This is a genomic window from Salinibacterium sp. GXW1014 (assembly GCF_044769865.1).
Taxonomy (GTDB): Bacteria; Actinomycetota; Actinomycetes; order Actinomycetales; family Microbacteriaceae; genus Homoserinimonas.
Genome location: NZ_JBIZWA010000002.1, coordinates 17,293 through 29,319, shown reverse-complemented (window position 1 = coordinate 29,319; position 12,027 = coordinate 17,293). Strand labels below are relative to the sequence as shown.

General features: G+C 67.1%; 11 protein-coding genes. 2 read left to right on the top strand and 9 right to left on the bottom strand.

Annotated features, from left to right (window positions below):
- Nucleotides 1-43: 43 nt before the first annotated feature.
- The 3 genes from tsf to ACIQK7_RS09865 all read right to left on the bottom strand — a co-directional run bounded on the left by tsf (nt 44) and on the right by ACIQK7_RS09865 (nt 3,764).
- A complete protein-coding gene (tsf, locus tag ACIQK7_RS09875; RefSeq protein WP_403024135.1) occupies nt 44-871 on the bottom strand; it encodes a translation elongation factor Ts in 828 nt (275 codons plus the stop codon).
- A gap of 45 nt (nt 872-916) precedes the next feature.
- Nucleotides 917-1,852 (bottom strand): 30S ribosomal protein S2, encoded by a 936-nt coding sequence (gene rpsB / locus ACIQK7_RS09870; RefSeq protein ID WP_403024132.1) that lies wholly within the window; start codon nt 1,850-1,852, stop codon nt 917-919.
- 229 nt (nt 1,853-2,081) lie between these two features.
- Nucleotides 2,082-3,764: a BCCT family transporter gene (locus ACIQK7_RS09865; RefSeq protein WP_403024129.1), complete on the bottom strand. Its 1,683-nt coding sequence runs from the start codon at nt 3,762-3,764 to the stop codon at nt 2,082-2,084.
- A 186-nt stretch (nt 3,765-3,950) separates the two neighbouring features.
- On the opposite strand from ACIQK7_RS09865, the gene ACIQK7_RS09860 reads away from it, so the two are divergent.
- Nucleotides 3,951-4,481 (top strand): M23 family metallopeptidase, encoded by a 531-nt coding sequence (locus ACIQK7_RS09860; RefSeq protein WP_403024127.1) that lies wholly within the window; start codon nt 3,951-3,953, stop codon nt 4,479-4,481.
- 6 nt (nt 4,482-4,487) lie between these two features.
- On the opposite strand, the gene ACIQK7_RS09855 is transcribed toward ACIQK7_RS09860, so the two are convergent.
- The 6 genes from ACIQK7_RS09855 to ACIQK7_RS09830 form a co-directional block, all read right to left on the bottom strand.
- Nucleotides 4,488-5,489 carry an FKBP-type peptidyl-prolyl cis-trans isomerase gene (locus ACIQK7_RS09855; protein WP_403024124.1) on the bottom strand — a complete coding sequence of 334 codons (1,002 nt, stop codon included), beginning with the start codon at nt 5,487-5,489 and terminating at the stop codon, nt 4,488-4,490.
- A 75-nt stretch (nt 5,490-5,564) separates the two neighbouring features.
- The gene (locus ACIQK7_RS09850) at nt 5,565-6,476 is read right to left on the bottom strand and encodes a tyrosine recombinase XerC (RefSeq protein WP_403024122.1); all 912 of its coding nucleotides are present in this window, start codon (nt 6,474-6,476) and stop codon (nt 5,565-5,567) included.
- 1 nt (nt 6,477) lies between these two features.
- The gene (locus ACIQK7_RS09845) at nt 6,478-7,404 is read right to left on the bottom strand and encodes a phosphodiesterase (protein WP_403024120.1); all 927 of its coding nucleotides are present in this window, start codon (nt 7,402-7,404) and stop codon (nt 6,478-6,480) included.
- 42 nt (nt 7,405-7,446) lie between these two features.
- Nucleotides 7,447-8,682 carry a DNA-processing protein DprA gene (gene dprA, locus ACIQK7_RS09840; RefSeq protein ID WP_403024118.1) on the bottom strand — a complete coding sequence of 412 codons (1,236 nt, stop codon included), beginning with the start codon at nt 8,680-8,682 and terminating at the stop codon, nt 7,447-7,449.
- The gene (locus tag ACIQK7_RS09835) at nt 8,679-10,208 is read right to left on the bottom strand and encodes a YifB family Mg chelatase-like AAA ATPase (protein ID WP_403024115.1); all 1,530 of its coding nucleotides are present in this window, start codon (nt 10,206-10,208) and stop codon (nt 8,679-8,681) included. The genes dprA and ACIQK7_RS09835 overlap by 4 nt, the downstream gene beginning before the upstream one ends.
- Nucleotides 10,208-10,579, bottom strand: coding sequence for a YraN family protein (locus ACIQK7_RS09830; protein ID WP_403024113.1), 372 nt, complete (start codon nt 10,577-10,579; stop codon nt 10,208-10,210). Before ACIQK7_RS09830 ends, ACIQK7_RS09835 begins: the two co-directional genes overlap by 1 nt.
- Before the next feature lie 150 nt (nt 10,580-10,729).
- Between ACIQK7_RS09830 and ACIQK7_RS09825 the strand changes: the two genes are divergently transcribed.
- On the top strand, nt 10,730-12,013 hold the full coding sequence (locus ACIQK7_RS09825; protein WP_403024111.1) for an LCP family protein: 1,284 nt from the start codon (nt 10,730-10,732) through the stop codon (nt 12,011-12,013).
- Nucleotides 12,014-12,027 lie beyond the last annotated feature (14 nt).

Sequence of the window (12,027 nt, the reverse complement as noted above, 5' to 3'; positions counted from 1 at the left end):
GTCCGAGACGCTCAGCGTCTCGGACCCCCTCACAGCGCGTATGTTAGGCGCCGACCTTGATGCGGACGAAGCCCGTCACCGTGATACCGGCGTCCTGGGCGACCTTCGCGATCGTCACCTTGTTGTCGCGAGCGTAGTCCTGCTCGAGCAGGGCGACCTGCTTGAAGTAGGCGCCAAGACGACCCTCGATGATCTTCGGCAGGGCAGCCTCGGGCTTGCCCTCGCCGCGGCTGATCTCCTCGACAATGCGACGCTCGTTCTCGATGTCGGCCTCGGAGACGTCCTCCCGCGAGAGCACGGACGGGTTGGCGAACGAGATGTGCTGCGCGATGCCGCGTGCTGCGTCAGCGTCGTCACCCGTGTAGCCCACGACGACAGCGATCTGCGGGGGCAGGTCCTTGCTCGTCTTGTGCAGGTAGATCTCGAACTTGTCAGCCTCAACCACAGCCACGCGACGAAGCTCGAACTTCTCGCCGATGACAGCAGCCTCTTCATCGATCGCGGCAGCGACGGTCTTGCCGTCGAGGTCGGCGGCGAGGGCCTCCTCAACGGTGTTGGCGCCAGCAGCAACGATCGCGTCGAGCACGCGCTCGCTCAGGGCGCCGAACTTCTCGCCCTTCGCAACGAAGTCGGTCTCGCAGGCGAGCTCGATGACGGTCGCGCGACCCTCAACGGCCTTCGCGACGACGACGCCCTCGCTCGTGGAGCGGTCGGCACGCTTCGCGTTGCCCTTCGCACCCTTGAGGCGAAGCAGCTCGGTGGCCTTCTCGAGGTCACCGCCCGCCTCGACGAGTGCGTTCTTCGTGTCGACCATGCCGGTGCCGAGGCGCTCGCGCAGGGTCTTGATGTCTTCCAGGCTGAAATCTGCCATGGGAACTCCTAAGTGTGATGAAAGTGGACTGCGGGGAGTCGACGACTACTTGGCGTCGGTGGCCGGAGCCTTCTCAGCCTCGGTTGCCTCAGCCTCGATCTTCGCCTCGGCGTCAGCCTTCGACTCCGGCGCGTGCTCGGGCGTCGCGTCCGTCGTCGGGGCCTTCTCGGCGACCTGCGCGTCAGCATCGTTCTCAGCGGTGGTCGCGCCAACGCCCTCGGACTGGCCGAGCAGCTCGGCTTCCCACTCCGCGAGGGGCTCGACAGCCGAGACGTTGCCCTCTTCGGGCTTCTGGTGACGCTGGATGAGGCCCTCAGCCGCCGCATCCGCGATGATCCGCGTCAGCAGTCCGACGGAGCGGATCGCGTCGTCGTTGCCCGGGATCGGGTACTGCACCTCGTCGGGGTCGCAGTTGGAGTCGAGGATCGCGATGACCGGGATACCAAGCTTCTTGGCCTCGTCGATCGCGAGGTGCTCCTTCTTGGTGTCGACAACCCAGATCGCCGAAGGGGTCTTCGTCAGGTTGCGGATGCCGCCAAGCGACTTGTGCAGCTTGTCGAGCTCACGCTTCTTGATGAGGAGCTCCTTCTTGGTGAAGCCCTTCGTGGTGTCGTCGAAGTCGAGCTCCTCGAGCTCCTTCATGCGAGCGAGGCGCTTGCTGACCGTCTGGAAGTTCGTGAGGAGGCCACCGAGCCAGCGCTGGTTGACGTAGGGCTGGCCGACGCGCTGCGCCTGCTCGGCGATCGCGTTCTGCGCCTGCTTCTTGGTGCCAACGAAGAGGATGGTGCCGCCGTGGGCGACCGTCTCCTTGACGTAGTCGTAGGTCTTGTCGATGTAGGCGAGCGACTGCTGGAGGTCGATGATGTGGCTACCCGAACGCTCCGTGAGGATGAAGCGCTTCATCTTGGGGTTCCAGCGACGGGTCTGGTGTCCGAAGTGAACGCCGCTGTCGAGCAGCTGGCGGATGGTAACGACGGCCATGGCCGTTCTCCTTTTCTTGCACGACGCTGCCGCAGCAGCATCCGCGCATCTTCTCAGTTGAATCGCGCCGGTCGGCGCAGAACCTGGTGCCCGGCGCGCATCCGCCCCTGTTCGCCTTGCGGCGGAGTGGGGACTGAATGGATGCGGAGGCCTGATGGGCACGCGTAGTCACCCCGTCTACACGGGATGCAGGGGAAACTATATCACCCGTGGCCGGGCGCAGCGCTTCCTAGAAGACGTCTGGCTCGTGGCGCTCTCGCGCAGGCTTGCGCCGCTTGAAACTGAGACCTCGGGGCGCCTGCTCGGTTGGCGCGTCGACTTCGAGCCCATAGTAGACGCCGACGCGATCGATCAGGACCTCGCGCTCGGCCTTCTCGTAGGCCCGGCGCTCGCGGCCGAAGGCGACGACCGTCGACCAGCACATCAGCAGCATGACGATGCTGAATGGCAGTGCCGTCGTGATCGCGGCGGTCTTGAGTGCCTCCAGCCCGCCCGAGAAGAGCAGCGCGATTGCGACGAGGGCCGTCACGACGGCGAAGAACACCCGGATCTTGTTGCGGGGCTCGACCTGGCCGCCCGTCGCGAGCATGCCCATGACAAGCGATCCGGAGTCCGACGACGTCACGAAGAACAGGGCGATGAGAATGATCGCGCCCGCGATGAGCACGCCCCCGGCGGGAAGCTCCTCGAGGAGGAGGAAGAGGGAACCCTCGAGGTCGACCGCGCCATCCGGGCCGATCAGACCGCCGCTCCCCTCCGTCTGGCGAAAGATGGCCGAACCGCCCAGAACGCTGAACCAGAGGAACGTAATCGCCGTCGGCACGAGCAGCACGCCGGCCACGAACTGCCGCACGGTGCGGCCGCGCGAGATGCGCGCGATGAAGATTCCCACGAAGGGTGCCCACGACATCCACCAGCCCCAGTAGAACGTCGTCCACGCGGCCTGCCATTCCTCACCCTCGCGGCCAGCGAAGGCGCTGACGGTGAACGCAAGCCCGAGGAAGTTCTGGAGGTAGGCACCGATCGACTGCACGAACTCGCGCAGCAGGAACTGGGTCGGACCGAGGAACAGCACCGCGAGCAGCAAGATAGCCGCAAGTACAAGGTTGGTGTTCGATAGCCACTTCATTCCACGCTTGACGCCGGTGACGAGAGAGAACACTGCCGCCGCCGTGATGACCACGATGATGACGATCTGGCTCGTGCGCGTGCTCTCGGCGATACCGCTGTTTTCGAGTCCCGCGCCGATCTGCAGCACGCCCAAGCCGAGCGAGGTCGCCACGCCGAAGAGCGTGCCGACGAGCGCGATGATATCGATGAGGTTGCCCCAGCCGCCCCGCACCCTGCGGCCGAGGAGCGGCTCGAGTGCCCAGCGGATGGAGACGGGACGGTTGCGGCGGTGGATCGCGTAGCCGAGGGCGAGGCCCACGACGACGTAGATCGCCCACGCGTGGAAGCCCCAGTGGAGGAACGTCTGTGAAAGCGCGTTCTGGGCGAGCAGGCTGTCTGACCCAGAGACCCCGGGCCTTGGGTTCGCGAAGTGGCTGAGCGGTTCGGACACACCATAGAAGACGAGGCCGATGCCCATACCGGCGGCAAACAGCAGGGCGAGCCACGACATGAGCGAGAACTCCGGCTCATCCTCGTCCTTGCCGAGCTTGATCGAACCGAATCGACTGAAGCCCATCCACAGGGCGAAGAAGACGAAGAGCGCCGCAATCAGCACGTAGTACCAGCTGAAGTTTCGCACAATCGTCGCTTGCAGCCCGTCGAAGAGTTGCTCCGCCGACTGGGGCGCGACGAAGGCGTAGACGACGAAGACGAGCACGATGGCAGCGGATGGCCAGAACACCCACTTCGCGACGACGGTGGTTGGAGCGACGGGATGATCGGGCTGGGAGACCTGGGACATAGCTTCATGCTGCCCCCGCCTTCCGCTTTTCGACAGGTGTCAACCTCCTCCACAGGGCTCGCGGGTTTGCGCGGTCCACGATTCGCGGCACCGCGACCGCGCGCGAGCAAGATGAGCGGCACGCTGTTTGCCATGTCGCCTCCGCCGCCAGCCAGAGCGATCCGGCTCATTGCGCTGGCACTGTGCATGCCCTTTCTCCTCGTCGGCGCGAGCAACTCCCCCATTGCCGCCGCGTCGAACGACAAGCGTGCGAGCACAGCGGCGGAGGCGGCACCCGGCGGGTGGCTGTGGCCGGTCGAGGGCCCGCGACGAATCGTGCGTGCGTACCTGGCTCCCCCAACTCCGTACGCCGCCGGCCACCGGGGGATCGACCTCGCCGCGCCTACGGACGGGACTGTCAGGGCACCCGCGGATGGCACCGTGCACTACGTCGGTGTCGTCGTCGACCGCGCCGTCGTGTCCATTCGCTATGCGGACGGCGTCATCTCCAGCATTGAACCCGTCGCTTCCGAGCTCGCGCCAGGCGACTCCGTCACGCGCGGTCAGACGATCGGCAAGGTAGCGGCGATGGATGCGCGGTCCGCGTGGAGCGGCACGCACTGCCGGTCGCCGTGCATCCACCTAGGTGTGAGAGTGCACGGTGACTACGTGTCACCACTCAACTACCTCGGCGGAATTCCCCGCGCGGTGCTGTTGCCCACCCGCACCCTCGGGTGAAGCGGCTCAGCCTGCGGTCGTGCTGAGGATGTCGATGGCGAACACGATCGTGTCGGTGCCGCCGATCGCTCCCTGGCCCGCCGATCCGTAGCCATACGCCGGCGGGATGACGACGATCAGTTGCGACCCCACGGTCTGGCCCTCGAGCGCAGCCTTGAACCCGGGAATCACGCCGGAGGTCGGGAACGCCGACGGCTCACCGCGCGACCACGAGGAGTCGAACTCCTCGCCCGTGTCCCAGTTCACGCCTCGGTAATGGACCTCAACCGTGTCACCTTCACCGACGACATCCCCGTCGCCTTCCGTGATGACGGCAAGGGTCGGCTTCTCGAGGGGAGCCGTCTCGGGGAAGGTGATCGTCGGCGAGCCGTCCTCCGCATACTCGACCGTGGGCATGCCTTCGGCGCCGGGCTCCACGACGACCATGTCGGCCGCCGCGTCGACAGGTTTGCTGACACTGAGGATGTCGAACACGAAGATGAGCGTGTCGTCGCCCGATACGCCGATCGCCTCGTTTCCGGCCTCACCGAAGGCATCCTCCGGAGCAATCGTCGCAACCACGCGCTCGCCCTCGACTGAGCAGTTCAGGACCTTCACGATTCCGGGAAGGTACATCGCCTCATCGAGCACGAACGGCACACGGTCGCTGTCGTCGAGGTGGCCCGTCGACTCCATCTCCTCGCCGGTGCCGCCATTGAACAAGGTGTACGAGACTGTGACAGTGTCACCCTCCGTCGCGGGTTCGGATCCGTCACCCTCGATGATGACGGAGCGCTGCGTCTCGGCAGACTCAAGCGGGCTGTCGAATGACACCTCGGGGGCTGCCCCGAGCTCACCGTCGACATCGACCGCGCCCGACGCGTTGCCCTCGACCGCGCAGTCCTTGGCCGAGGCTGTCGATGCTGCCTCCTCGTCTCCGGGCGCACAGGCCGTGAGCGCAGTGGCGCCGAGGCCGAGGGCGATGAAGGCGGTCAGGACTCGGCGGGACGCCGTGAGGGATGCAGGCACGTGAGACTTTCCGTGTGGGGGATGTTGCGACTGGTCCTAGCCTCTCATCCCGGCACCTATGCGCGCGCTGGGAGGTCAGGCCCTTGGATGGGCGGAGCGGTAAGAGTCCTTGAGCCTGTCCATCGAGACGTGCGTGTAGACCTGGGTCGTGCCGAGGCTCGCGTGCCCCAACATCTCCTGCACCGCCCGCAGGTCGGCTCCCCCATCGAGCAGGTGGGTGGCCGCAGTGTGACGGAGCGAGTGAGGCCCGGATGGCCCGCCGCCTGGAACCGTCTCGAGCAACGATGCGACAAGCGAGTAGACCGACCTGGCCCCGAGACGTGCTCCGCGGTCTCCAATGAAGACGGCTCGCCCCGCGCGCTGCGCGTCCTTCGATGCGAGCCGTGGTCGGGCGTCGGTGAGGTAGTCGACCAACGCTTCCTTGGCCGGAACCCCGAACGGCACGACGCGCTCTTTCGCTCCCTTGCCGGTCACGCGCACTGTCAGGCGAGCGAGATCGACGTCGTCTATGTCGAGTGTCACGAGCTCACTGACGCGCAGTGCCGAGGCGTACAGCATCTCGATCACGGCGAGATCGCGCATTGCCCGCGCGTCAGCGGTCGACGCACGCTTCCACAGGGAGGCGAGCATCGCATCCATCTGCTCGCGTGTCAGTACCCGTGGAAGGTGCCGATCGGGCCTGGGCGCCCGAAGCCGCGCAGCTGGGTCCGGCTCGCCGCTGCGGTGCGCGTGCCACGAGGTGAGGCCACGGGCGGAGGCCGAGCGTCGCGCCAGGGTCGCCTTCGAGAGCCCCCGCTGGGACTCCTGCCAGAGCCAGTCGCGGAGGAGTTCGAGGGTGAGCCCGCGCATCCGTTCGACGCCATGCCCTTCCGCGAAGGAGGCGAGCGAGGCCAAGTCGGCGCGGTAGGCCCGCACGGTGTGCTCGCTGAAGCCCCGCTCGTGTTCGAGGTGACGGGAGTAGGCGTCTACGGCCTCGTCGAGGCGCATGTTATTTCGCTGGCTCGGTGCCGAGGTTGAAGGGCGAGTCCTTCTTGGAGAACATCGCGATGCGCTGCTCCGGCGTCATCCCTTCGATCTGCCCGCGGTGCTTGGCATCCACGCCTGAGATCTCAGGGCTGTCCCCGATGGGCACAAGCGAGTGCACGATGCGGTCGGGATAGGCGTGCACGATGTTCATGGACTGCGCAGCGTCGCGTCCCGAGAGCAGTCGCTCGCGCGCGCTGAGGTCGAGTGTGTAGCAGGTTGCCGCCGCGACGGAGACTGGGATTCCCGCCATCGTGCTGTGGCTCGAATAGTGGAGATGTCCCGCGAGGATGCCGCGCACATCCGTATCCTCGACGACCTTCGCGAAGCGGTGCTGGTCGTGAAGCTCGAGCATCTGCATCGCCCAGAGGAGTGGCGTCGGGATCGGCGGGTGGTGCACGGCGATGAGCGTGCCGTGGGCCGCGGGGGTCGCGAGTTCCTCGGCGAGCCATTCGAGTTGTTCATCCGCGAGCTCACCGTGGTGGTAGCCGGGCACAGTCGTGTCGAGGGAGATAATCCTCAGGCCGTTGATGTCGTAGACGCGGTCCTGAGGCTGCTCGGAACCGCTCCCGAACAGTGCCTCGGAGTACTGGTAGCGCTCGTCATGATTGCCCATGACCCAGATGACCTGCGCGCCGAGTCGTTCGGCCACAGGCTCGACGAGATTCTTGAGGGTGGCGTACGCCTCAGGCTCCCCCAGGTCGGCCAGGTCACCCGTGAAGACGAGTGCCTCCGGCCGGATGTCGGAGCGCTCCAGCTGCACGAGTGCCCGCTCCAGGTTCTGCGCCGTGTCGACGACGTCATAGAGTCGGCGTCCGCCCGCGAGCAGGTGAGTGTCGCTGATGTGGGCGATCACGTGGCTGGGGTCCGGATGCTGTCCTAGGGCGGTCACGCCTTCACAGTATTCGGTGGGGGTGACAAGCGCACCACTTCGTCAAGACACGCGCACCCATCCTCGCTCGCGTTCGACCACCGCATCCTCCATGCCGAGCAAGCCGAGTTGCGCCTGCGTCGCCGCGAGCGACAAACCAGAGCGGGCAGCGATGTCTTCGATGCTGCGCGGTGAACGGCGACTGAGGGCGTCGAGGACGCGGATGCGATCGGGCGCGGCGGCGTCGTTCGAACCGCCGGTTCCCGCTTGGTCGCCCTCTGTGCGAGCGCGATCACGGCCTGCAGGGGCCAGCTCTGCCATCTCCTCCGCGCTCGTGACACACACCGCGTCGAACTCCCGGATCAGCCGGTGACAGCCCGCCGACGCCGGACTGGTCACCGGGCCCGGAACCGCCCCGAGTGGCCTGCCGAGGGCGGCGGCGTGTGCCGCGGTGTTGAGCGACCCGGATCTCCAACCCGCCTCCAGCACGATGGTCGCCTGGCTCGCCGCCGCGATGAGCCGATTCCGTTGCAGGAAGCGCCACTTGGTGGGCTGCGCACCGGGCGGTAGCTCCGTGATCACCGCTCCGCTGTCGACCATGCGACTGAGCAAGGAGTCGTGCCCCGAAGGGTAGAACCGGTCGACGCCTCCCGCGAGGAACGCGATCGTCTGGCCGCTGCTGGCGAGGGCCGAGCGGTGGGCCATCCCGTCGATGCCGTAGGCCGCGCCCGACACGATCGCAAAGCCACGGTCCACGAGTCCCGCCGCGGCCTCCATCGTCACGTGCTCGCCGTATCCCGTTGCGGCTCGCGCACCGACGAGCGAGATCGAGTTGGCGATCGACCGCAGTGCGTCATCGGTGCCACGCACCCACAGGGCGATCGGCGCGTGATGGCCGAGGTCATCAACGCCGTTTGGCCAGAGATGATCCCCCGGCAGGAGGAGGCGTGCCCCGAGACGGACACCCTGGCGAAGTGCCCCGACAACGGACTTCGAGTTCAGGCGCGGGAACCACCGCGCGAGAGCATCCGCTACGTCCTTCTCGGCCATGGGGGCGCCTCGCTCATCGAGCGTCGCGAGCACGCGATCCACGGGCCATCGCTCGACGACGACGGTGAGGGCGAGGGGTGCGCCGAGTGTGCGTACAAGCGCTCCCGCGACCGCATCCCCCGGCTCGGCGATGCCGCTCCAGGCCGCCCGCGCGAAGCTCTCCCTCGTCTCCGTTGTCGAGAGCTCCGTGCGCCGCAACAGCTGCACGTTGCGGGTCACCTCACTCGCATCGACTCCGAACATGCTCATGTGATCCCCCTTCTCAGGAACAGTGCCCGGCCGACGTGGTCGGGGCTTGGGGTCGCTGCCCCATCCAGATCCGCGATCGTCCAGGCGGTGCGAAGCACCCGGTCGTATCCACGCATGGTGATTCCTCCTCGCTCGAGCGCGCGATCGAGGCTTGCGGTCGATGCCGGTGGAAGTCGCACGCCCGGGCTCCTCAACCAGGTGCCGGGGACGTGGGCGTTGACTTCCCATGGGGTATCCCGAAGCCGGTCCGCCGCGACCGCGCGCGCTTCGCGAACGCGCTGCCGCGCCTCATCGCTCGACGTGCCTCCCTCGCCAGCCATCCGGAGCTGCGCTGCCGTGATGCGACTGACCCTGAGTTGGATGTCGATGCGGTCGAGGAGCGGCCCCGAGAGCCGGGCGAGGTAGCGGCGTCGATTGTGGGGCGTGCACGTGCATTCACTGTCCCGGCTGCCGTATTGCCCGCATGGGCACGGGTTCGCCGCAAGCACGAGCTGGAAGCGACCGGGGAACGACGCAACCGCGTTCGCCCGGTGGATCGTGATGGCGCCCGACTCTAGAGGTTGCCGCAACGCGTCGAGCACGGAGGCGGAGAATTCGGGAGCTTCGTCGAGGAACAGTACGCCGTGCGACGCCCGCGCCGCCGCGCCCGGGCGCACAATGCCGCTGCCTCCTCCCACGAGGGACGCGGCTGTCGCCGTGTGGTGGGGCGCTTCGAACGGTGGGCGGGTGTCGAGCGTCGACCCGGGTGGCTGGCCAACAAGTGAACGCAGGCAGTTGACCTCGAGGGCCCGTTCCGCATCGAGCTCAGGCAGGATGCCGGGAAGCCGCTCCGCCAACATGGTCTTGCCCGCGCCGGGCGGCCCGAGCATGAACATGTGGTGGCCGCCGGCCGCCGCGACGACGAGCGCGTCGACAGCATCCGGATTGCCCACGACATCCGCTAGGTCGGGCGTGCGGCGCGCTTCAGAGTGTGATGACGGAAGGGCGAGCTCCTCCACAGGGACGGGCTCGAGTTCGGCACCATGCCAGATCGCGGCGTCTCGCAGCGACGGGACAGCGACGATGCGCACGCCCGGCACCAGCGACGCTTCGTCCGCATTGGCGCGCGGCACCATGACGATCTCGGCGCCTGCTCGCGAGGCGGCAAGCACTGAGGGCAGTATCCCGACGGTGGGGCGAAGCCTGCCGTCGAGTCCGACCTCCCCGATATGCACGACGCGCTCGACAGACTGTCGGGAGATGACCTCATCGGCGGCGAGCGCCGCGACAGCGATGGCCAGGTCGAAGCCTGAACCGTGCTTCGGGAGCGAAGCCGGCGAGAGGTTGATCGTGATCTTGCGACTCGCCAGCGGGCATCCGGAGTTCGACGCGGCTGAACGCACCCTCTCCCTCGCCTCCCCCAGCGCGGCGTCGGGAAGGCCGATGATCGAGAAACCGGGAAGGTTGCTGGAGATGTCGGCTTCAACCTCGACGAGACCTCCGGCCAGCCCGAGCAATGCGACGGCTCGTGTGCGCGCGACCGGCATCAGTACACCTGCTGCAGGTGTTCGACGACGGGCGCGGCGCCGGCGCGACGGATGACGGAGATCGCGTCGATGCGGATGCTCCGTCGCCGGGCCGGCACGCCGTCCTGGGCGTTCGCCTCGCACCATGCCCGCGCCAGCCGTCGAAGGCGCGACAGCTTGGCGCTCGTGATCGCTTCGAGGGGGTGTCCGAAACCGAGCCCGGACCGCGTCTTGACCTCGACGAAGACCGTGTCGCGACCGTCGTTCGCCACGATGTCGATCTCGCCCTGCTGGCACCTCCAGTTGCGTTCCACGATCGTGTAACCAGCGCGCGCCAGGAACGCCGCCGCGTGATCTTCTCCCCATCTACCGAGCTCATCCTTTTCGGACATCGCCACCTCCTGCGTCGAGGATGGCCGTCCGGGCGCGCCAAGCGTCTCGGGTGCATCCTCATCCGTGGGCGCAGGGCGACGAGGCGGGCTGGGGAGGAACTGACGGAAGCACATCTGCTACACAGGCAGCACGGTTTAGGCTCGTCCGCTGTGCAACCCGAACCTCCCACCCGCCGCCGGCGCGCATCCGGCCCCTCGCCCGTCGCGCGACACGGCCGGCTGCCGAACCGCGGCACTGGCCGTGGTCTCATGAAGCTGATCGGGGCTGCGCTCGCCGTCACCCTGACGAGCACGCTCGCGGTGGCCGGCGTGGCGGTCGCGAACATCACGAACCAGATCAAGCCGGGCATCGAGCTTGCCGGCGAGGACCAGGTGCCCGAGATCGGCGCCATCGAGGGCGGTGTGAACCTGCTGCTGGTCGGCAGTGACAGCGGAGGCGGGAATGCCGCCTATGGCGAGCGCGGCCAGACCCTCAACGACGTCACGATCCTGTTGCACATCTCTGAAGACCACACGCACGCGACTGTCGTCAGCTTTCCCCGAGACCTGTTCGTCTCGATCCCCTCCTGCCCGGCGGGAGACGGCGGCAGTTACCCTGCCATGTCATCGCAGAAGATCAACACAACCCTGACCTACGGCGGCCTCGCCTGCACCGTGCTGACGGTCGAGAAGCTCACTGGCCTGACGATCCCGTTCGCCGGCATGATCGAGTTCGACGGTGTCATCCAGATGTCCAACGCGGTCGGCGGTGTGCCCGTCTGCGTCGCGAGCGACATCAACGACAAGCAGATCAACTTCTCGCTCGCGGCAGGCGAGCACACCCTCTCCGGTTTCGATGCCCTGCAGTTCGTCCGCTCGCGCTACGGCGTCGGTGATGGCAGCGACCTCGCCCGCATCAGCAACCAGCAGGTCTTCCTCTCCTCGCTGGCCCGCACCATCAAGAGCGCCGACACGCTGTCTGACCCCGTGAAGGTCTACGGGCTCGCGCAGGCGGCTGTGCAGAACATGGAGATGTCGAACAGCCTGCAGAATGTGTCAACGCTCGCATCGATCGCCGTTGCGCTGAAGGACATCCCGCTCGAAAACGTCACCTTCGCCCAGCTTCCGACGTACTACGGCAACAGCGGCAGCCAGAGTGGCGTGCTGCTCAAGAAGGACGACGCCCAAGAGCTCTTCGATGCTCTCGTCAATGATGTGCCCGTGCGCCTAACGGGCTCCCTCGGCGAGGGCGCCGTGCAGAACCCGGATGCTGTTGTCACCACTCCTGAACCGAACGAGAGTGCAGCCCCGACATCGCCCGAGGCCACCACTCCGGCGACCCCGGAAACCGGAGCCGTGGAGCCGGGCACCCCTGCCGGGGCTCCTGAGGTGGAGCTTCCGGACTCAATCACGGGATCGACCGCGGCGACGCCGTCGTGCTCGGCGGGCCAATAGGGCCACACGCCAGC